The 20,022-nt window shown below is 67.4% G+C and carries 19 protein-coding genes; 4 read left to right on the forward strand and 15 right to left on the reverse strand.

Features of this window, described 5'->3' with window-relative positions; genetic code table 11:
• Positions 1 to 60: 60 nt before the first annotated feature.
• The 15 genes from AB4Y91_RS10990 to AB4Y91_RS11060 form a co-directional block, all read right to left on the reverse strand.
• Positions 61 to 738: a MazG nucleotide pyrophosphohydrolase domain-containing protein gene (locus tag AB4Y91_RS10990; protein ID WP_441418571.1), complete on the reverse strand. Its 678-nt coding sequence runs from the start codon at positions 736 to 738 to the stop codon at positions 61 to 63.
• 76 nt (positions 739 to 814) lie between these two features.
• Positions 815 to 1,996, reverse strand: a complete 1,182-nt coding sequence (locus AB4Y91_RS10995; protein WP_441418505.1) for an adenosine deaminase — start codon at positions 1,994 to 1,996, stop codon at positions 815 to 817.
• 32 nt (positions 1,997 to 2,028) lie between these two features.
• On the reverse strand, positions 2,029 to 2,745 hold the full coding sequence (locus AB4Y91_RS11000; RefSeq protein WP_441418506.1) for a DedA family protein: 717 nt from the start codon (positions 2,743 to 2,745) through the stop codon (positions 2,029 to 2,031).
• Between the two features lie 182 nt (positions 2,746 to 2,927).
• On the reverse strand, positions 2,928 to 3,578 hold the full coding sequence (locus AB4Y91_RS11005; RefSeq protein ID WP_441418507.1) for a DedA family protein: 651 nt from the start codon (positions 3,576 to 3,578) through the stop codon (positions 2,928 to 2,930).
• Between the two features lie 150 nt (positions 3,579 to 3,728).
• Positions 3,729 to 5,063: a thymidine phosphorylase gene (locus tag AB4Y91_RS11010; RefSeq protein ID WP_441418508.1), complete on the reverse strand. Its 1,335-nt coding sequence runs from the start codon at positions 5,061 to 5,063 to the stop codon at positions 3,729 to 3,731.
• Positions 5,060 to 5,503 (reverse strand): cytidine deaminase, encoded by a 444-nt coding sequence (locus AB4Y91_RS11015; protein ID WP_441418509.1) that lies wholly within the window; start codon positions 5,501 to 5,503, stop codon positions 5,060 to 5,062. Before AB4Y91_RS11015 ends, AB4Y91_RS11010 begins: the two co-directional genes overlap by 4 nt.
• A gap of 2 nt (positions 5,504 to 5,505) precedes the next feature.
• On the reverse strand, positions 5,506 to 6,843 hold the full coding sequence (locus tag AB4Y91_RS11020; RefSeq protein WP_441418510.1) for an ABC transporter permease: 1,338 nt from the start codon (positions 6,841 to 6,843) through the stop codon (positions 5,506 to 5,508).
• The gene (locus AB4Y91_RS11025; RefSeq protein WP_441418511.1) at positions 6,840 to 8,264 is read right to left on the reverse strand and encodes an ABC transporter permease; all 1,425 of its coding nucleotides are present in this window, start codon (positions 8,262 to 8,264) and stop codon (positions 6,840 to 6,842) included. Before AB4Y91_RS11025 ends, AB4Y91_RS11020 begins: the two co-directional genes overlap by 4 nt.
• The gene (locus AB4Y91_RS11030) at positions 8,257 to 9,870 is read right to left on the reverse strand and encodes an ABC transporter ATP-binding protein (protein WP_441418572.1); all 1,614 of its coding nucleotides are present in this window, start codon (positions 9,868 to 9,870) and stop codon (positions 8,257 to 8,259) included. Before AB4Y91_RS11030 ends, AB4Y91_RS11025 begins: the two co-directional genes overlap by 8 nt.
• A gap of 170 nt (positions 9,871 to 10,040) precedes the next feature.
• A complete protein-coding gene (locus tag AB4Y91_RS11035; protein WP_441418512.1) occupies positions 10,041 to 11,150 on the reverse strand; it encodes a BMP family lipoprotein in 1,110 nt (369 codons plus the stop codon).
• A gap of 306 nt (positions 11,151 to 11,456) precedes the next feature.
• Positions 11,457 to 12,482 (reverse strand): NADP-dependent oxidoreductase, encoded by a 1,026-nt coding sequence (locus AB4Y91_RS11040; protein ID WP_441418513.1) that lies wholly within the window; start codon positions 12,480 to 12,482, stop codon positions 11,457 to 11,459.
• Positions 12,479 to 12,910, reverse strand: coding sequence for an organic hydroperoxide resistance protein (locus AB4Y91_RS11045; RefSeq protein WP_441418514.1), 432 nt, complete (start codon positions 12,908 to 12,910; stop codon positions 12,479 to 12,481). The genes AB4Y91_RS11040 and AB4Y91_RS11045 overlap by 4 nt, the downstream gene beginning before the upstream one ends.
• 76 nt (positions 12,911 to 12,986) lie before the next feature.
• Positions 12,987 to 13,379: a MarR family winged helix-turn-helix transcriptional regulator gene (locus AB4Y91_RS11050; RefSeq protein WP_441418573.1), complete on the reverse strand. Its 393-nt coding sequence runs from the start codon at positions 13,377 to 13,379 to the stop codon at positions 12,987 to 12,989.
• A gap of 301 nt (positions 13,380 to 13,680) precedes the next feature.
• Positions 13,681 to 14,880, reverse strand: a complete 1,200-nt coding sequence (locus AB4Y91_RS11055; protein ID WP_441418515.1) for an amidohydrolase — start codon at positions 14,878 to 14,880, stop codon at positions 13,681 to 13,683.
• A gap of 84 nt (positions 14,881 to 14,964) precedes the next feature.
• Positions 14,965 to 16,122 carry a mannose-1-phosphate guanylyltransferase gene (locus AB4Y91_RS11060; RefSeq protein WP_441418516.1) on the reverse strand — a complete coding sequence of 386 codons (1,158 nt, stop codon included), beginning with the start codon at positions 16,120 to 16,122 and terminating at the stop codon, positions 14,965 to 14,967.
• Between the two features lie 269 nt (positions 16,123 to 16,391).
• Here AB4Y91_RS11060 and sdhC point away from each other — a divergent pair, with 269 nt between their 5' ends.
• The 4 genes from sdhC to AB4Y91_RS11080 all read left to right on the forward strand — a co-directional run bounded on the left by sdhC (position 16,392) and on the right by AB4Y91_RS11080 (position 19,947).
• Complete coding sequence (gene sdhC, locus AB4Y91_RS11065; RefSeq protein ID WP_412882392.1) at positions 16,392 to 16,772, forward strand: succinate dehydrogenase, cytochrome b556 subunit; 381 nt, start codon at positions 16,392 to 16,394, stop codon at positions 16,770 to 16,772.
• Between the two features lie 3 nt (positions 16,773 to 16,775).
• On the forward strand, positions 16,776 to 17,240 hold the full coding sequence (locus AB4Y91_RS11070) for a succinate dehydrogenase hydrophobic membrane anchor subunit (RefSeq protein WP_175323591.1): 465 nt from the start codon (positions 16,776 to 16,778) through the stop codon (positions 17,238 to 17,240).
• A 123-nt stretch (positions 17,241 to 17,363) separates the two neighbouring features.
• Positions 17,364 to 19,163, forward strand: coding sequence for a succinate dehydrogenase flavoprotein subunit (sdhA, locus tag AB4Y91_RS11075; protein ID WP_441418517.1), 1,800 nt, complete (start codon positions 17,364 to 17,366; stop codon positions 19,161 to 19,163).
• Between the two features lies 1 nt (position 19,164).
• Positions 19,165 to 19,947 carry a succinate dehydrogenase iron-sulfur subunit gene (locus AB4Y91_RS11080; protein WP_138770016.1) on the forward strand — a complete coding sequence of 261 codons (783 nt, stop codon included), beginning with the start codon at positions 19,165 to 19,167 and terminating at the stop codon, positions 19,945 to 19,947.
• Positions 19,948 to 20,022 lie beyond the last annotated feature (75 nt).

A 20,022-nucleotide genomic window follows, 5' to 3' on the forward strand; every position in this document is an offset into this window, starting at 1 on the left:
CTGGAAACCGACGTCCTCGTCGCCCCTAGCCTAGTCGAGAGTGGGATAAGTTACGGAAAGCTATCCAGTCCCCGGACTCGGTGCTCCCGCGCCGGTGCCGCCGGGCTCGCTGCCGGGCTGGCTCTCCTGGAAATGGCGGTTGACCGCGCGCAGGGCGCGTTCGGCGTCCAGGCCGTTGCGCCGGGCGGCCGCGACAATGCCGAACAGCAGCTCGCCTAGCTCCCGCTCGGTCGCCGGGGCGGGTGGTCCCGCGGCGGGTGCGGAGGCGGCGGCCTCCAAGGCGGGGGCCTCCATCGCGGGCGCCGGCTCCAACGCAGTCGGCAGTCCGGCCCGTTCGGCCCGGTCCTGGAGCTTCTGCGCCCGGGCCAGCGCCGGCAGCGCGGCCGGGACGCCGTCGAAGGCGTGGCCCCGGCCGGGCTTTTCGGTTTTCTTGACCGCATCCCACTTCAGCACGATCTCCTGGACCGTGGCCGGGAAGGAGTCCTGCAGGGAGCCGTCGGCGCGGAAGACGTGCGGATTGCGCCGGACCATCTTGTCCCGCAGGCCGCGGGCGACGTCGTCGAAGTCGAAGGCGCCGCGCTCCTCGGCGAGCCGGGCATGCAGCACCACCTGCAGCAGGACATCGCCTAGTTCCGCCCGCAGCTCGGCGTCGCCGCCGTCTGACTCGATGGTTTCAGCCACCTCATAGGCCTCCTCGAGGAGGTATTCCACGAGGGATTCGTGGCTGAGGGCGCCCATCCAGGGGCAGTGGACGCGCAGCTCGGCGATGGTTCGCAACAAATCCCTGAGCGGCGCGTCCACCGGGTTGGAGTCCTTAGCCAAGGTCGGCGTAGGCCTCGTTGATGTATTCGACCAGGGCTTCCTTCTCCTCCAGCGGCAGGAACGCGGCTTCGGCTGCGTTCAGGGTCAGCTCGAGCAGGTCGTCCAGGTCGTAGTCGAACGTCTCCACGAGCAGTTCGAACTCGTCGGTGAGGGTCACGCCGCTCATCAGCCGGTTGTCCGTGTTGATCGTGACGTTGAAGCCCAGCTGGTAGAGCATGTCCACCGGGTGGCTTTCGATGCCCTCGCCGAAGCCGGCAATGGCGCCGGTCTGCAGGTTGGAGGACGGGCAGATCTCCAGTGCGATGCCGCGGTCCCGGACCCAGCTGGCGAGCTCGCCGAGGGTTACCAGGCCGATGTTGTCGTCGACCTCGTCGCTGTCGGCGTTGATATCGGAGACATCGTCGGCGTCGGCGGCGTCGGCCTCTTCGAACTCGACGGTGACGTCCTCGGCGATCCGAACGCCGTGGCCCAGGCGCAGGGCCCGGCCGTCAACGAGTGCGGATTGGATACTCTCCAGGCCGGCGGCCTCGCCGGCGTGGATCGTGGCCGGGAAGTTGTGCTGGGCAAGGTAGGTGAAGGCGTCCTTGAAGCGGGAAGGCAGGAAGCCGTCCTCGGCGCCGGCGATGTCGAAGCCGACTGCACCCTTGTAGCGGTGCCGGACGGCCAGTTCGGCGATTTCCTGGCCGCGGTCGGCGTGGCGCATGGCGGTGATCAGCTGGCCGACCTGGATCTCGCGGCCGGTCTCGGCGACGGCGTCGACGCCTGCATCGAGGCCCGCCTGGACGGCCTCAACGACGTCGTCCAGCGACAGGCCCTGCTGCAGGTGCTGTTCCGGGGCCCAGCGCACTTCGCCGTACACGACGCCGTCGTCCGCGAGGTCTTCAACGAACTCCTTGGCGACGCGGAACAGGCCTTCCTTGGTCTGCATGACGGCGATGGTGTGGTCGAACGTCTCGAGGTAGCGGACCAGCGAACCGGAGTCGGCGGATTCGCGGAACCACTCCCCCAGCGCGACCGGGTCGGTGGAGGGCAGCGTGTGGCCGACCGCTTCGGCAAGTTCAATGATGGTGGCCGGACGCAGTCCGCCGTCCAGGTGGTCGTGAAGGGAAACCTTGGGAAGGCCCTTCAGGTCGAATTCGAGGTCAGGGGCAGCGTCAAGAATAGTCTCAGTCACGTTCCAACCATAGGGTCGGACGGCTCCCCGCGCTACTTGCGGGAAGCGTCGGTCTCCTTCGACCAGGCGGTCAGCGCCGGCTCGGACCCGGAAGCCGCGGCATCGTCCGCCGCGTCGGCCTCCGCGGCTTCCGGCTCGTCGTGCCGGCCCAGGCGCTTGTGCCACCAGCGCAGCAGGTGGTCAACGGCCACGCCGAGGACAATAGCGAAGACGACGGCGATCCCGGCGCTCAGGAGCGGGTTGTGGTGCAGCCAGGGGAAGGAACTGGCCAGAATGCCGATCCCGAGCGAGTAGATCACCCAGGTGACGCAGGCGAAGGCGTCCAGGAGGAAGAACCTGCGGTGCGGGAACCCGGTGGTGCCGGCGACGTAGTTGACGGCCACGCGGCCCCACGGGATGTACCGGGCGGTGAAGATCAGCACCGCGCCGCGCTTTTCCAGTTCGTAGCGGGCCCAGGCGAAGACCCGCTGGACCTTGGGCTTGCGCATCCAGCGGAACCGTTCGATGCCGATTTTGCGCCCCAGCAGGTAGGCCATGTTGTCGCCGGCGATGGCGCCGATGAGCGCCGTGAGGCCGAGAATCCACAGATTGGGCTGTCCGCTGTGCCGGGAGTACGCGGCGAGGGCGACAATCAGGGTCTCGCTGGGGACCACCATGGCGAAGCCGTCGACGAAGAAGAACACCAGCAGGAGGGGGTAGATCCACCACTGGCCTGCTGCATGGAGCACTGCCTCATTAATGAACTCCACGCGGGCTGTGCTCCTAGAAAACTGAAGGGGTGGGACGTACCCGGGACGGACATGAGATACAGCTGGGCGCACACGGCACGGACGTGACGTGAATCGCACCTAAGTGTCCCACGGGCCGGGCGTCCTGCGCTACGCACCGCAGCGATGTTTCCGGCCGTGGCGCGGGCGTTCCCGGCACGGTCCTAGCCGTCGGCCGGCGGCGCGGGCCGGTCCGGGTCGTCCGGGACCAGCTCCCCCGGCGCACGGCCGCGAAGCCTGCTCAGGGTGAGGTCGACGGCGATGCCGAGGATGATCGCGCAGATGATCGCGATGGTGGCGCCGAGCAGGTGGTTGTCTTCGAACCATTGCCCGAAGAAAAGGCCGATTCCCACCGAATAGCCGGACCACAGCATCGCGGAAAGCACCGTCAGGGCGAGAAAACGGGATTGCGCATAGTTGGTGGCGCCGGCGGTCAGGTTGACGGCCACCCGGCCGATCGGGACAAACCGGGCGACCATGATCAGCGACGCGGGCCGCTTCCGGAGCTCGCCGCCGGCCCAGAGGAAGGCCCGCTGCGCCCGGTATCCGCGCATCCACGCCCAGCGTCCGGTCCCGGTGGCCCGCCCGATCAGGTAGGCGATGTTGTCCCCGGAGAACGCCCCGGCGGCTGCCACGGCCACCAGCAGAAGCGGGTTGGGCACCTCGGCCGCCGCGGCGACGGCGGCCAGGCCCACCACCACCGATTCGCTGGGAACCGGGGGAAAGAACCCGTCGATCAGGCAGCACGCGAACACGAGGAACAGGACCCAGGGTTGGCCTGCGGCGGCCAGGATGAAGTCGTTGATTGCCTGCACGGTTTCCTAACGCACGGCGGTGCCCGGTTTCTCCCGGAATACTGTGGTGCCAGTGTACTGCCGGACCCGGCGCCGTTGCCCTATCACTTGGGGCTGCCAACCCCCGGGGTTGGGGACCAGGAGTGATAGGGCAAGGCGGCAGCCGGAGCCTCAGGCGATGCGGTCGATGATGAGTTGCTGGGCCGGGCGGGAGCCCTCGGGGGCGATCACGGCGGCGTGCTCGAGCGCTTCCTTGGCACGTTCGAACTTCTCCGGGGTGTCCGTCAGCAGGGTCATCAGCGGCTCGCCGGCGCGGACCGTGGCGCCCGGCTTGGCGTGCATCCGCACCCCGGCGCCGGCCTGGACCTGGTCCTCCTTGCGGGCGCGGCCGGCGCCGAGGCGCCAGGCTGCGACGCCAACGGCCATGGCGTCGAGTTCCACCAGCACGCCGTCGGCCGGCGCGTAGATAGTCTCGGATTCCTTGGCCACCGGCAGTTTGGCGCGCGGATCGCCGCCCTGGGCCTCGATCATCCGGTTCCAGACGTCCATGGCGCGGCCGTCCCGGAGCGCGGCGCGCGGATCGGCGTCGTGGACGCCGGCGCAGGCCAGCATCTCCTCGGCCAGCCGGACGGTGAGTTCGACGACGTCTTCGGGGCCTCCGCCGTCGAGGATCTCCACGGATTCCTCGACCTCGATCGCGTTGCCCGCGGTGAGGCCCAGGGGCGTGTTCATATTGGTCAGCAGCGCCACCGTGTTGACCCCGGCGTCCTTGCCCAGCGCCACCATGGTCTCGGCCAGCTCGCGGGCACGCGCCTCGTCCTTCATGAACGCGCCGCTGCCCACCTTGACGTCCAGGACCAGCGATCCGGTGCCTTCGGCGATCTTCTTGCTCATGATCGAGGAGGCGATCAGCGGGATGGCCTCGACCGTGCCGGTGACGTCACGCAGGGCGTAGAGCTTCTTGTCCGCCGGGGCCAGGCCGGCGCCGGCGGCGCAGATGACGGCCCCCACGTCCTGCAGCTGGGCCAGCATCTCCTCGTTGCTCAGCGCCGCGCGCCAGCCGGGGATGGACTCGAGCTTGTCCAGGGTGCCGCCGGTGTGGCCGAGGCCGCGGCCGGAGAGCTGCGGAACGGCGACACCGAACACGGCCACGAGGGGTGCCAGCGGAAGGGTGATCTTGTCCCCCACCCCGCCGGTGGAGTGCTTGTCAGAGGTGGCTTTCACGCCGCCGTCGGGCCGGCGCAGACTGGAGAAGTCCATCCGCTCGCCGGAGGCGATCATCGCCGCGGTCCAGCGGGAAATCTCCGCGCGGTCCATTCCGTTGAGCAGGATGGCCATGTTCAGCGCGGCCATCTGCTCATCGGCGATGGCGCCGCGTGTGTAGGCGTCGATCGTCCAGTCGATCTGGGCGGCGCTGAGCACGCCCTTGTCGCGCTTGATGCGGATGATGTCGACGGCGTCGAAGGCTTCAGTGCCGCTGGCAGTGGTGCTGGTGGTCTGTGTCACCGGGTTTCCTCCAGGTGTTGGGGGCCAAATGCGTCGGGAAGCACCTGGTCCATCGTCTTGATGCCCTGTGTGGTCATGAGTTCCATGTCCGGGGCCCGGAATTCGTAGAGCAGCTGCCGGCAGCGCCCGCACGGCATCAGCACGTTGCCGTCCGCGTCCACGCAGTAGAAGGCGCGCAGCAGGCCGCCGCCGCTCATGTGCAGGTTGCCGACCAGCGTGCACTCGGCGCACAGCGTGAGCCCGTAGCTGGCGTTTTCGACGTTGCAGCCGCTGACGATCCGGCCGTCCGCGGTGAGGGCCGCTGCCCCCACCGCGAACTTCGAATACGGCGCATAGGCGTTCTTCATCGCCGCGACCGCGGCGGCCTCGAGGGCTGCCCAGTCCACGCCGGCGGCCGGGACCGCTGCCGGGCTGCCGTTCCCGCTAATGTGATCAGCCATGGTCAGCCCTTCACGTACGGGATGCCGCTGGCCGCCGGCGGCCGGGAGCGTCCGACGAGCCCGGCCACGGCGAGCACCGTCACGAGGTACGGCAGCATCGCCATGAACTGGCTCGGAACCGGGGTGCCGATGATCGTCACGATGCTTTGCAGGTTGTCGGCGAAGCCGAACAGCAGCGCCGCGAAGAAGGCGCCGATCGGGTTCCAACGGCCGAAGATCAGTGCGGCCAGGGCGATGAAGCCGCGTCCGCCGGAGATTTCCTTGGTGAAGCTGTCGATCGCCACGAGGGTGAAGAAGGAACCGCCGATGCCGGCGATGGCGCCGCCGAGGGTGACGTTCCAGAAGCGGGTGGCGTTGACCTTGATGCCCATGGTGTCGGCTGCCTGCGGGTGTTCGCCGACGGCGCGGACGCGCAGGCCCCACTTGGTCTTGAACAGCCCTACCCAGACCACGATCACGGCGATGTACATCAGGTAGCCGATCAAGGACTGCTTGAACAGGATCGGGCCGATCAGCGGGATGTCGCCCAAAACCGGGATGGTGATCGGATCCAGGTGCGCGGGAGAGTTGAACTTCTCCTTGTCCGCCTGCATGACCGTGCTGAACAGGAAGCCGGTGACGCCGGAGACGAGGACGTTGAGCACGACGCCGACGATGATCTGGTTGACCACGTACTTGATGCTGAACAGGGCCAGGATCATGGAGACGAGGGCCCCGGCGATGGCCGCCGCGAGCAGGCCCAGGAAGGGGTTGTGCGTCAGGGTGGCGATGATCGCGGCCGTGAAGGCGCCGCCCAGGAGCTGGCCTTCGATCGCGATGTTCACGACGCCGACGCGTTCGCAGAGCACGCCGGACAGGGAGCCGAAGACCAGCGGCACGGCCAGGGTCACGGACCCTGCGATCAGCCCGGCGAGGGAAATGCTGGTGGTGCGGGCCCCGCCGACCACCCAGATCAGGAACGCGGCGACAAACAGCGCGATGAAGGCGATCGTGACCCAGCCCGGGACCTTGCGGTTCCGGGTCTTGAGGAACACGGCATAGCCGGCCAGCGCCAGCATGATCACCGAGAGAACGATGCCGCCGAGGAAGGCCTGAACCTCCAGGGCCGGCAGCTGGAAGAAGTCGCTCCCGGTGGAGATTCCGAACTTGGCGGTCTGGTGCGGCCCCATCAGTCCGAAGAAGACGAACGCCACGATGGCCAGCACCAGCAGGGTGACCGGGAGCTTCCAGGTCACGGGCTTGGCGGTCACGGCCGTGTGGTGGTGCTTGGCCGCGGGAGCTCCGTCCAGGGGTGCAGGCTGCGGCTTCCCCGGCTGGGGCGACGTTGCTGTTGTGCTCATGCTGCTACTCCGGTGGTTGCTGCCGTCTTGGACTTGTTGGCCTTGACGGCCTTCTTCTTGCGCGGGTTCAGGCCGAACACCGCCCGCACCAGCGGCGGGGCGGCGATGAAGAGCACGATCAGCGACTGGACCACCAGCACGATGTCGATCGGGGTTCCGGTCTGGATCTGCATCTGGACGGCGCCGGCGCGGAAGGCGCCGAAGAGCAGGCCTGCGGCGAAGGTGCCCCACGGCGTCGAGCGTCCCAGCAGCGCAACCGTGATGGCGTCAAAGCCGTAGGTGGCCGCGACGCCGTCGGTGAGGACCTTTTCGGTGCCGGCCACCTGGGCGACGCCGGACATGCCGGCGAGGGCGCCCGCGATGGCCATCACCAGGATGGTGGCGCGCGGGACGTTGATGCCGGCGGTCAGGGCGGCCTTCGGGTTGGCGCCGACGGCCCGGAATTCGAAGCCGATCGTGGAGCGGTTCAGCACCCACCAGACGAAGACGGTCGCCGCGATGGCCAGGATGAAGCCCAGGTGCAGCCGGTACTGGGTGCCCAAAATCTGCGGGTAGACGGCGCTGGGGTCCAGGATCGGGGAAATCGGGTTGGTCTCGCCCGGCCGCTGGAACGCGGGGGTGTTGAGCAGGTAGCGCAGGAAGTACAGCGCGATGTAGTTGAACATGATCGTCAGGATCACCTCGTGGGCGCCGGTGCGGGCCTTGAGGAAGCCGACCAGGCCGGCCCAGAGGGCGCCGCCGAGGATGCCGGCCACGAGGACCAGCAGCAGGTGCAGGCCCATCGGCAGGTGCAGGGCGAAGCCGACCCACGAGGCGAGGATGCCGGCCATGATGATCTGGCCCTGAGCACCGATGTTGAAGAGTCCGGCGCGGAAGGCCAGGGCGACGCCGAGGCCGGCGGTGATCAGCGGGGTGGCGATGGTGAGGGTTTCCATCAGCGGGGCGAACTGCCCGGCCGCGCCGGTGCCGCGGGGGTTGAACACGGAGCCCTGGAAGAGCGCCACGTAGGAGCGGGTAGCGGCGGACCAGACGGCGGAGAAGAAGTCGCTGGGCCGGGCGAAGAGGTAGCCCGCGCTCGCGCTGACGGCCTTGTCCGTGCTGGCGATCAGCAGGCCGCCGAGGATCAGCGCGAGCAGCACGGCCAGCACGGAGACCATGCCGCTTCCGGTGAAGATTTTGCGCATGAGCGAGTCGGGGCCGCCGGGGACGATGCCGCTCTGGCCCGAGACCGGGACGGCCGAGGGGCGCATCGCCCCGCCAGCGGTGTCCAGCGAGGTGGCGGTGGTGGCGTCCGTGGCGTCGGTGGTTTCGGCGGTTTCGACGTCGGGGGTGTTCGGCGTCGCGGTTGGCTGGGCTGCGGTTCCCGCGGTTTTCGCCGGATCGGATTCAGCCGCGTGGCGTGGCCGGTTGGTTTCAGTCATGGTGCTCTCCTACGGCGCCGGAGGTGGACTCCTGTGCGGGCTGGGCGGCGGCGGCCGGGGCGGCGGCTGCGGTTGCCGGGGTCTTGGTGCTGTCGGCGTGGGCCTCGTCGGGCGACAGGCCGGCCATCATGAGGCCCAGGACGTCACGTCCGGTGCCGGCCGGGACGATGCCCACCAGCCTGCCCTTGTAAAGCACAGCGATCCGGTCCGCCAGCTCGATCACTTCGTCGAGTTCGGTGGAGACGATCATCACGGGGGTGCCGTGGTCGCGTTCCGCTACGATCCGCTTGTGCAGGAACTCGATGGAGCCGACGTCGACGCCGCGGGTCGGCTGGGACGCGATAAAGAGGCGCAGCGGGCGCGACAGCTCGCGAGCCATGACCACCTTCTGCTGGTTGCCGCCGGACAGGGTGCCCGCGGCGAGCGAGCCGGACGGGGTGCGCACGTCGAACTCGTCGATCCGGGTCTTCGCGTTTTCCAGCACCTTCGCCGGGCTCATGCTGATGCCCTTCGCGAACGGTTCCTGGTCGTAGCGGTCCAGGATCAGGTTCTCGGCGATCGAGAACGTTCCGATCAGACCGTCCACCGAGCGGTCCTCGGGCACGAAGCCGACGCCGGCCTTCAGCACGTCCTTGACGCTGCGGCCCACCAACTCCTCGCCGTCGAGCAGGATGGAGCCGTGGACCCGGTCCTGCAGGCCGAGGATCGCCTCGGTCAGCTCGGTCTGCCCGTTGCCCTGCACGCCGGCGACGGCCAGGATCTCGCCGCGGGCAATGTCGAAGCTGATCCCGTCCACGACGTGCTGGCCGCTCGGTGCGATCACGGTGAGGTCCTTGACCTGGAACGTGGTCTCCTGCGGCCGGGCCGGGGCCTTGTCCAGGGTCAGGTTGACTGCCCGGCCCACCATCATGGAGGCGAGTTCCGTCGTCGAGGCCGTGGGGCTGGCCGTGCCGACGACCTTGCCGCGCCGGATCACCGTGATGGTGTCCGAGACGGCCTTGACCTCGCGCAGCTTGTGCGAGATGAAGACGATCGAGGTGCCGTGGCTCTTGAGCTGGCGCATGATGTCCAGCAGCTCGTCGGTGTCCTGCGGGGTCAGTACGGCGGTGGGCTCGTCGAGGATGAGCACCTTGGCGTCGCGGACCAGGGCCTTGATGATCTCCACGCGCTGCTGGACGCCGACCGGCAGGTCCTCGATCAGGGCGTCGGGGTCGACGTCGAAGCCGTACCGGTCGGAGATCTCCTGGATCTTCCGGCGGGTGTCATCGAGATTGAGGAAGCCGCCGGCCTTGGTGGTTTCCGCCCCGAGGGCCACGTTTTCGGCGACCGTGAAGACCGGGACCAGCATGAAGTGTTGGTGCACCATGCCGATGCCTGCCGCCATCGCGTCCCCCGGGCCGCGGAAGCTGACGGGTTTGTCGTCGATGAGGATTTCGCCGTCGGTGGGTTCGTAGAGCCCGTAGAGGACGTTCATCAGCGTGGACTTGCCGGCGCCGTTCTCGCCGAGCAGACAGTGGATCTGCCCGGGTTCAACGACCACGTCAATGTGGTCGTTGGCTACCAGGGAGCCGAAGCGTTTGGTGATCCCCTTGAGTTCAAGTTTCAAAACTCTGACCAATCTCGAAGTGTGTCCGGGTCACGACCGGACGGGGTGATGGGGCTGCAGAACCAGCCTAGTGCCTGCCGCCAGCGCTGCGGCCAAGAGTAGCCGCAACGAAAAGCGCCACAGCCCGTGCGGTCTGGGACCGTCCGGGCCGTGGCGCTTAGCGGCGGAAGTTACGCCTTCGGGCTGGCTGCGGACTCAACCTTCAGCTTGCCGTCGGCGATGTCCTTCTTGATCTGGTCCAGCTCGGACTTCAGTTCGGCCGGAACCTGGGAGTCCAGGTCGTGGAACGGAGCCAGCTGGACGCCGTCGTTCGCGAGGGTGCCGACGTAAGGCGTGTTGGTGAACTTGCCTTCCGTGTCTTCCTTCACGACGGTCTCAACGGCCTCGCCCATCTGCTTCATCACGGAGGAGAGCATGATGTCCTTGTAATCCGGGGCGGTCAGGAAGCCGTCGGAGTCAACCCAGATGAGCTTGACGTCCTTGCCTGCTGCCTTGGCTTCCTTCAGCGCTGCGCCTGCACCCTTGCCGACCGGACCCGCGACGGGCATGACAATGTCCGCACCCTGGTCCAGGAAGTTCTGGGTGAACTGCTTGCCCTTGTCCTGCTTCTCGAAGTCGCCGGTGAAGGAGCCGTCCTGCTTGGCCTTGTCCCAGCCAAGAACCTTGACGTTCTTGCCCTTCTTCTCGTTGTAGTACTTCACGCCGTCGGCGTAGCCGTCCATGAAGATGGTGACGGTGGGGATCTTGATGCCGCCGAAGGTCGCGACGGTACCGGTCTTGGTGGTGCCCGCGGCGAGGTAGCCGGCCAGGAAGGCAGCCTGGGCCGTGTCATAGATGATCGGCTTGACGTTGGCGATCGGCTTGTCGTAGCCGAAGTCGATGATCGCGAAGTGCTTGTCCGGGTTCGCCGTGGCCTGGGCCTTGGTGGCGTCGCCGAGCAGGAAGCCGACCGTGATGGTCAGGTTGCAGCCGGCAGTGACCATGGCGCGCAGGTTCGGCTCGAAGTCGTTGTTGGTCTTCGACTCGACCTGGTTGACCTTGATGCCGAGATCCTTCTCGGTCTTCTTCAGGCCCTCGTAGGAGGACTGGTTGAACGACTGGTCGTCGAATCCGCCGGAGTCGGACACGATGCAGCCGGTGTAGTTGCTGGCGCTTGCGCTGGCGGTGCTGCTGGCGGTCGGGGCAGCCCCGCAACCGGTGAGCAGCAAAGCGGCCGCACCTGCGGTGGCGACGCCGGCCATTGAACCGCGCTTGAAAGTTGCGCGCAGTGAGTTCGTCAAAGTTCCTCCAGGAAGAAAGAGATAGGCGCTACGACGGGAGTTCAATGAGTGTCTGCTTCCGGTTTTCCCCCGAAACACTGTTGTCACTGACGGATTCGCAGCACTGCGCCGAGGCGCACTGATGCAAGTTACTTTAGTGTCATGGAACACGTCGAGTAACACACTTCACAGCCATTTCACAGATTGTTGAGAACTTGTTACCAAGCGCTGCGCCGTTCCCGCGCGACCGTACGCGTGAGGCCCCGAAATCGTGGAAATCGGGGCCCCAGGGGCAACGTTCGCGCCTGCGCTGGAGGCGGAGTTAGCTTAGAGGCGGACCAGCATCTTGCCGGTGTTGGCCCCCTCCAGCAGGTCCATGAAGGCCTGCGGTGCGTTCTCCAGCCCGTCCACCACGGTCTCGTCGTAACGGACGGTGCCGTCGGCCAGCCAGCCGGAGAGCTTCTCGACGAACTCGCCCATATACTGCCAGTAACCGCCCACCAGGAAGCCCTTGAGGGTCAGCTGCTTGCCGATGGCCAGCATGAGGTTCCGCGGGGCCGGCGTCGGCTCGGTAGAGTTGTACTGAGAGATGGCGCCGCACATGGCGACGCGGCCGCCGACGTTGAGCACGGACAGCGCGGCCTCGAGGTGCTCGCCGCCGACGTTGTCGAAGTAGACGTCGATGCCCTTCTCCCCCGCCGCCTCCTTCAGCAGGTCTCGGACCGGGCCGTCATGGTAGTTGAAGGCGGCGTCGAAGCCGAGCTCCAGCAGGCGGGCCACCTTCTCCGGGGTGCCGGCGCTGCCGATCACCCGGGAGGCGCCCATGGCCTTGGCAATCTGCCCCACCAGCGAGCCGACGGCGCCGGCTGCGCCGGAGACGAAGACGGCCTCGCCCGGCTTGAACTCGGCGACCTTGAGCAGTCCGGCGTAGGCGGTCAGGCCGGTCATGCCGAGGGCACCCAGGAAGGCCGACGCCGGGGCCAGGTCGGTGCGGGCCGGCGTCGTCGCGGCGGCGTCCAGGACGGCGTACTCGCGCCAGCCGAGGCTGTGCACCACAGTGTCCCCAACCGCGCGGTCGGCCGAGCGGGAGGCGATGACCTCGCCGACGGCGCCGCCCTCCATGGCGGCGTCCAGGGCGAACGGCGCGGAGTAGGACTTCACGTCGTTCATCCGGCCGCGCATGTAGGGGTCCACGGAGATGAACAGGTTGCGGACCAGGACCTGGCCGTCCTGGAGCTCCGGCAGCGGGGATTCGGCCAGCCGGAAGTTCTCCGGCACGGGGCGGCCGTGCGGGCGGGAGGCCAGCTGGATCTCTCGGGTGGTGGCGGGAAGGGTGCTGTTCTCGGTGCTCATGCGGCGACCTCCAGGATGGTGATGTCTACGGTGATGTTGCCACGGGTGGCGTTGGAGTAGGGGCAGACCTCGTGGGCCTTGGCGACGAGCGCTTCGGCGGTTTCGCGGTCCACGGCCGGCAGCGCGATCTCGAGTTCGGCGGCGATGCCATAGCCGGAGCCGCCGTCGAGGGCGCCGAGGTGGATCTTCGCGGCGACGGCGGAGTCGGTCAGGTCCGCCTTCTGCTGGCGGCCCACCAGGCGCAGGGCAGAGTGGAAGCAGGCGGCGTACCCGGCGGCGAAGAGCTGCTCGGGGTTGGTGCCTTCGCCGTTGCCGCCGAGCTCAACCGGGCTGGCCAGGGTGACATTGAGTTTGCCGTCGGACGTCTGCGCGTTGCCGTCGCGGCCTTCGCCGGAGGCCAGTGCTTCGGCCGTATAGAGGGTCTTCATGGGGATTCCAATCTGTTGGGGGAAGGGAAGCTTGTGGGGTTGCCGCGCGGCCGCAGCCCGCAATTGGCGGGGCCGGTCAGCGGCCGGACTGCAGCGCGGCGGTGAGCCGGCCCAGGGTCTCGCGGAGCTGGTCGAGCTCGTTAGCGGAGAGTCCGGCGGCATCGGCGAGCCGCTGCGGAATTCCGGTGGCACGGGCGCTGAGGGCGGCGCCGGACTCAGTGAGGAAGACCTCGACGCGCCGTTCGTCCGCCGCGGACCGCCGTCGTTCCACGTATCCCAGGTACTCGAGGCGCTTGAGCAGCGGCGAGAGGGTTCCGGAGTCCAGCCCGAGTTCCTCGCCCAGCTCGCGGACGCTGCGGGGCTGGTCCTCCCAGAGCACCATCATCACGAGGTACTGCGGGTACGTCAGTCCGAGTTCCTCGAGTATGGGCCGGTAGACGGCGGTAGCGGCCCGCGAAGCCGAGTACATGGCGAAGCACACCTGCCTGTCCAGGCGGGGGGCGTCGGTCCCGGCGGACGCAGGGGAATCAGTTTTGCTCACCTAAAAACCTTAGCGCACAACTAAGTTGCGCACAACTGAGTTGTGCACAACGCATTTACCGGTGCAGCCGCCCGCCGGATTTCCCCAACTTCAAGGGGCGCCGACGGCGTGTCCGCAGGCAGCGCTGGCGCGTCCCGGCCCCGCGAAGGGAAAGGTGGGGAATTTCCGCGGGCACGCCCGCCCTTGAGCAGGCGAAGGTGCGGCTCCGGAGCGTCGGCCGGCGCCTGCCCTAGAGGTCGCGGAGGGTGCGGAGGGCCGCCGCCGTGAGCACCCGGATGCCGAGGCCCAGGGCGCGTTCGTCCAGGATGTAGTCGCCGCGGTGCAGGTCGTACTCCTCGCCGCCGGGGGTTTTCGTGCCCAGCCGCATCATCGCGCCGGGCAGGTCCGCGAGGAACCAGGCGAAGTCCTCGCCGCCCATCGACTGCGGCGTCAGCACCACGGAGCTCTCGCCGATTTCGGCCCGGGCCGAAGCCTCGATCAGCGCGGTCTCGTGTTCGGAGTTCACTACGGGCGGCACGCCGCGGGTGTGCTCCAGGTGCACGTCGACGCCGTAGGGCGCCGCGATCTGCTGCACCACCTCGTCGAGGATCTCCCCCGCGCTGTGCCAGGCATCCCGGTCCAGGCAGCGCATGGTGCCGGCCATGTAGCCGCTCGCCGGGATGGCGTTCGGTGCGGAGCCAGCCGAGATGTGTCCCCAGACCACGGACACCCCGCTGCGGACGTCGACGCGCCGGGAGAGCACGGCCGGGACGTTGATGGCGATCTGCGCGAGGGCGAAGACGAGTTCCTCGGTCAGGTGCGGGCGCGAGGTGTGGCCGCCTCGGCCGCTCAGTTCAATCTTGATGGTGTCCGACGCCGAGGTGATGGCGCCGATCCGGGTGCCGATCTTGCCGACCTCGATCCGGGGGTCGCAGTGCAGCGCCAGGATCCGCGGCACCCCCTCCAGCACACCTTGTTCGATGCACGCGTGCGCGCCGCCGGGCATGGTCTCCTCGGCCGGCTGGAAGATGATCCGCACCGTGCCGCCCAGCGGCGAGGAGTCGTGCATCCGCTGCAGGATCAGGGCGATGCCCAGCATCGTGGTGGTGTGGACGTCGTGGCCGCAGGCGTGCGTCACGCCGTGGTTCTTGGACGCGAACGGCAGTCCGGTCTCCTCGATGATGGGCAGGGCGTCAATGTCGCCGCGGAGCGCGGTGGCGATGGGGCCCTCGCCGACATCCACGGTCAGCCCGGTACCCTCGAGCCGGCGCGGGGTCAGGCCGGCAGCCTCAAGCCGCTTGGCCAGCTTATCCGTGGTGCGGAACTCCTTGAAGGACAGCTCGGGGTGCGCGTGCAGGTCGCGGCGGAAGGCGATCAGCTCCGGCAGGAGTGGCTCCAGCCACGGCCCCACCAGGGTGGTTGGCTCAGCTTCAGTAGTGTAATTGCGCACACAATCACTCTAGCGAGAGTCAGAAAAATAGCGGCATCGCAGTCGGACGGTTACGGCAGTACAGTCCCGCTTACCTGAAGGGGACTAGAGGACGTCCGTGTCGCCGCTGGCCTTGAGCGCGTCCACGGCGGCCTTGACCCGCTGCGAATGCGCCTTCGTCATCACGAGCAGGGCATCGGGGGTGTCCACGATCACCACATCCTCGATGCCGATCAGGGCGATCACACGCTTGGTGTCGGAGACCACCACGCCGCTCGAGTTCTCAGTGAAGACCCGGGCACCCTCGCCGATCACGGTGACGTCGTCGACTTCCTTGGCACTGTTGAGCCGGCCCACGGAGGCGAAGTCCCCGACGTCGTCCCAGCGGAAGGTGCCGGGCACGACGGCGACGTCCCCGGCTGCCGCGGCGGGCTCGGCGACCGCGTAGTCGATAGCGATCTTGGGCAGGGTTGGCCAGACGCGGGAGGTGACCTCGTCGCGCAGCGGGGTGTCCCAGGCCTTGGCAATCTCCTGCAGGCCCGCGAAGAGTTCCGGCTGGTTGGCCTCCAGGTGCTTGAGCATGAGCGAGACCGGCGCGACGAACATGCCCGCGTTCCAGACGTACTCGCCGCTGTCCACGTACTGCTGGGCGACTTCCTCGCTGGGCTTCTCGACGAATTCGACGACTGTGTGGGCGCTCGGGGCGCCGGGCACACTCAACTTGTCGCCGGCGCGGATGTAGCCAAAGCCGGTGGACGGGTGCGTGGGCTTGATGCCAATGGTGACGATCTTGCCGGCGGCCGCCGTGTGGATGGCCTCACGGACCGCGTCCTGGAACAGTGCGTCGGGGCTGATGACCTGATCCGCGGCGAAGGAACCCATGATCGTTTCCGGATCGCGCTCGAACAGGATCGCCGCGGCGAGGCCGATGGCCGCACCCGAGTCCTTGGGCTCGCTCTCCAGCACCAGGTCCGCCTCGCGCACCTCGGGCAGTTGGCGGCACACGGCCTCGCGGTGCGCCGTTCCGGTGACGACCAGCACGCGGCTGCCGGCGAGGGGTTCCAGCCGGTCGTAGGTGGCGCGCAGCAACGTGCTGCCGGATCCGGTGAGATCGTGCAGGAATTTGGGGGCGGCGGCCCGGGACAGCGGCCAGAGCCGGGTCCCCACACCGCCTGCCGGAATCACCGCGATGAAACGCCGCAGCGGGGAGTCCGCCGCAGCGTCCTGGGGTGAGTCATGGCTGGCCATATTGTCTGTAGTCATCACGGCTACTTTAGCGGAACGCCGCCCGCACACCCCGGAGTTGGCACGCAACGCACGCAAACGGAGTCGACGGCGGCGCAAGCAAATGTGGCGTTCGTCTCAAAAGCGGTCAAAAACCGCGCCGGGCGCCGTCACCATCGATCCGCTGAATTGAATAAGCTGAGGGCGAAGCCTAGATTTAGGCTTGAGCTTACGAGTGCTCTCGCAGCAGGCGTTCCCCCCGCGTGGATCCCATGCCAGCGCCGCTGTGTTGCAGGGAGGTTTATTCAGTGCCGACAAAACCAGCTGGCACCTTGTACCGCGGCCGTGAAGGCATGTGGTCCTGGGTTGGACACCGCGTTACCGGTGTAGTGATCTTTTTCTTCTTGTTGGTCCACGTGCTGGACACCTCATTGGTGCGTGTGTCCCCCGAGGCCTACACCGCCGTGATCGGTGCCTACAAGAACCCCCTTATGGCCCTGGGTGAAACGGGCCTCGTCGCAGCGATCGTATTCCACGCCTTCAACGGCCTGCGCATCATCGCCGTCGACTTCTGGAAGAAGGGCGCGAAGTACCAGCGCCAGATGCTGTGGACCGTCCTGGCCCTCTGGGTCATCGTCATGGTCGGCTTCTCCATCCGCCACCTGTCCCTCGCCCTCGGAGGTCACTAAGCCATGAGTGCAACCATTCAGAGTCCGCGCAGCGGCAAGATTGCGCCGCAGTACCGCCGCAGCGGTTCGTCCAAGGGCAACTTCGAAATGCTGGCATGGCTCTTCATGCGGCTTTCCGGCGTCGTCCTCGTGGTCCTCATCTTCGGCCACCTGACCGTCAACCTGCTGGTGGGCGAAGGCATCCACGCGATCGACTTCGGCTTCGTGGCCGGCAAGTGGGCCGACCCGTTCTGGCAGGTCTGGGACCTGGCCATGCTGTGGCTCGCCATGCTGCACGGCACCAACGGCGTGCGCACCATCATCAACGACTACGCCGAAAAGGACGCGACGCGTCTCTGGCTGAAGATCGTGCTCTATGCCGCGGCCGCAGCCATCATCATCCTCGGCACGCTGGTGATCTTCACCTTCAACCCGTGCCCAGTGGTCGACGGCGTGCAGCTGCCCGGCGGGTTCTGCCCCGCTCCGTAGCGGCCCGGGCCTCCGGGCGCTGATCCTTGCCTGCCCGCGCGGGACACAGGGATCACGAGACTTCACTGCGCAGGCTCCGCCGGCGGTGTTTTACAGCGAATTTTGAGAGAAAGAGCATCTGGTATGCAGGTCCATAAGTACGACGTCGTCATTGTCGGTGCCGGTGGCGCTGGCATGCGCGCCGCGATCGAATCCGGTCAGCGTGCGCGAACAGCAGTACTGACCAAGCTTTACCCCACGCGCTCCCACACCGGCGCGGCACAGGGCGGCATGTGTGCAGCCCTGGCCAACGTCGAGGAAGACAACTGGGAGTGGCACACCTTCGACACCATCAAGGGCGGCGACTACCTGGTGGACCAGGACGCCGCCGAGGTCATGGCGAAGGAAGCGATCGACGCCGTCCTGGACCTTGAGAAGATGGGCCTGCCGTTCAACCGCACGCCCGAGGGCCGGATCGACCAGCGCCGCTTCGGCGGCCACACTCGCGACCACGGCAAGGCTCCGGTCCGCCGTGCCTGCTACGCCGCGGACCGCACCGGCCACATGATCCTGCAGACGCTGTACCAAAACTGCGTCAAGCACAACGTCGAGTTCTACAACGAGTACTACGTCCTCGACCTGCTCACCGTCGAGGAAGACGCAGTCCGCGAGGACGGCACGGCGTACAAGCAGAAGCGCGTTGCCGGCGTCGTGTCCTACGACCTCGCCTCCGGCGAACTGCACGTCTTCCAGGCCAAGTCCGTGGTGTTCGCCTCGGGCGGCGCCGGCAAGGTCTTCAAGACCACCTCCAACGCGCACACCCTCACCGGTGACGGCATGGGCATCGCGTTCCGCCGCGGCATCCCGCTGGAGGACATGGAGTTCTTCCAGTTCCACCCGACCGGCCTGGCCGGCCTGGGCATCCTGCTCTCCGAGGCCGCCCGCGGCGAAGGCGCGATCCTGCGCAACTCCGAGGGTGAGCGCTTCATGGAGCGCTATGCACCCACCATCAAGGACCTCGCCCCGCGCGACATCGTGGCCCGCTCCATGGCCAACGAAGTCCGTGAAGGCCGCGGCTGCGGCCCGAACAAGGACTACGTCCTGCTTGACCTGACGCACCTCGAGCCGGCGCACATCGACGCCAAGCTCCCGGACATCACCGAGTTTGCCCGCACCTACCTGGGTGTGGAGCCGTACACGGAGCCGGTTCCGGTCTTCCCGACGGCGCACTACGCCATGGGCGGCATCCCCACCAACATCAGCGCCGAGGTCCTGCAGGACAACGACACCGTCGTCCCGGGCCTCTACGCGGCGGGCGAGGTTGCTTGCGTCTCGGTGCACGGTTCCAACCGGCTGGGCACCAACTCGCTGCTGGACATCAACGTCTTCGGCAAGCGCGCGGGCATCGCCGCCGCCGAATACGCCAAGACCGCGGACTTCGTGGAACTGCCCGCGGATCCCGAGGCCTACACGCTGAACCTGCTGGAGCACGTCCGCACCTCTGACGGCACCGAAAAGGTGGCCCAGATCCGCAAGGAACTGCAGGACACCATGGACGCCAACATGCAGGTGTTTCGCACCGCCGAGACGCTCAACCAGGTCCTGAAGGACATCGCGTCCTTCGAGGAGCGGTACCAGCGCATCAACGTCCAGGACAAGGGCAAGCGCTTCAACCTGGACCTGCTCGAGGCCGTGGAACTGGGCTTCCTGCTGGAGCTCGCCAAGGTCATGACCGTGGCGGCCCTGCACCGCGAGGAATCCCGCGGCGGACACTTCCGCGAGGACTTCCCCGAGCGCGACGACGAAAAATTCATGAAGCACTCCATGGCGTACAAGGATGACCACGCACCGGCGGACGGTTCCGCCGAGTCGATTGCCGGCATCCGGCTTGCCACCAAACCGGTGGTCTTTACGCGCTACGAGCCGATGGTGAGGAAGTACTAAGATGACCGCTGAACTCGCTGAGCCAGCCTCCAAGATCGAACTGCCCGCCGGCGTCGGCGGCGGCGGGGACATCCCGTCCTTCGACGTCCACCTGCGGGTGCGCCGCTACAACCCGGAGGTCTCCGACGAGTCCACCTGGGACGACTTCCACGTCACCATGTACGGCACGGACCGTGTCCTGGACGCCCTGCACAAGGTCAAGTGGGAGATTGACGGCAGCGTCTCCTTCCGCCGGTCCTGCGCCCACGGCGTCTGCGGTTCCGATGCCATGCGCATCAACGGCCGCAACCGCCTCGCCTGCAAGACCCTGCTCAAGGACCTGGACACCTCCAAGCCCATCACGGTCGAGCCGATCAAGGGCTTGCCGGTGGAAAAGGACCTGATCGTGGACATGGAGCCGTTCTTCCAGTCCTTCCGCGAAGTCATGCCCTTCCTGATCAACCGCGGCCACGAGCCGACCAAGGAACGCCTGCAGTCCGCCGAGGACCGCGAACGGTTCGACGACACCACCAAGTGCATCCTGTGCGCCGCGTGCACCTCGTCCTGCCCGGTGTTCTGGACCGACGGCCAGTACTTCGGCCCGGCCGCAATCGTCAACGCGCACCGCTTCATCTTCGATTCCCGTGATGACGCCGGCGACATGCGCCTGGAGATCCTCAACGACAAGGAAGGCGTGTGGCGCTGCCGCACCACCTTCAACTGCACCGAGGCCTGCCCGCGCGGCATCCAGGTCACGCAGGCAATCGCCGAGGTCAAGCAGGCCATCCTGGCCCGCAAGATCTAGCGCACGCCTGCCACCAGCTCCAACGACGACGGCGCCTCCCACCCTCCGGTGGGGGCGCCGCCGTCGTAAGCCCCC

The sequence above is a fragment of the Arthrobacter sp. YAF16 genome (genome assembly GCF_052113385.1).
Taxonomy (GTDB): domain Bacteria; phylum Actinomycetota; class Actinomycetes; order Actinomycetales; family Micrococcaceae; genus Arthrobacter.

Coding starts and splice junctions, on each gene's coding strand:
- AB4Y91_RS10990 (WP_441418571.1), bottom strand. CDS start 738: ATGGGCGCCCTCAGCCACGAATCCCTCGTGGAATACCTCCTCGAGGAG.
- AB4Y91_RS11015 (WP_441418509.1), bottom strand. CDS start 5,503: ATGGCTGATCACATTAGCGGGAACGGCAGCCCGGCAGCGGTCCCGGCC.
- AB4Y91_RS11020 (WP_441418510.1), bottom strand. CDS start 6,843: ATGAGCACAACAGCAACGTCGCCCCAGCCGGGGAAGCCGCAGCCTGCA.
- AB4Y91_RS11025 (WP_441418511.1), bottom strand. CDS start 8,264: ATGACTGAAACCAACCGGCCACGCCACGCGGCTGAATCCGATCCGGCG.
- AB4Y91_RS11040 (WP_441418513.1), bottom strand. CDS start 12,482: ATGAGCACCGAGAACAGCACCCTTCCCGCCACCACCCGAGAGATCCAG.
- AB4Y91_RS11045 (WP_441418514.1), bottom strand. CDS start 12,910: ATGAAGACCCTCTATACGGCCGAAGCACTGGCCTCCGGCGAAGGCCGC.
- AB4Y91_RS11050 (WP_441418573.1), bottom strand. CDS start 13,379: ATGTACTCGGCTTCGCGGGCCGCTACCGCCGTCTACCGGCCCATACTC.
- AB4Y91_RS11060 (WP_441418516.1), bottom strand. CDS start 16,122: ATGACTACAGACAATATGGCCAGCCATGACTCACCCCAGGACGCTGCG.
- AB4Y91_RS11070 (WP_175323591.1), top strand. CDS start 16,776: ATGAGTGCAACCATTCAGAGTCCGCGCAGCGGCAAGATTGCGCCGCAG.
- sdhA (WP_441418517.1), top strand. CDS start 17,364: ATGCAGGTCCATAAGTACGACGTCGTCATTGTCGGTGCCGGTGGCGCT.
- AB4Y91_RS11080 (WP_138770016.1), top strand. CDS start 19,165: ATGACCGCTGAACTCGCTGAGCCAGCCTCCAAGATCGAACTGCCCGCC.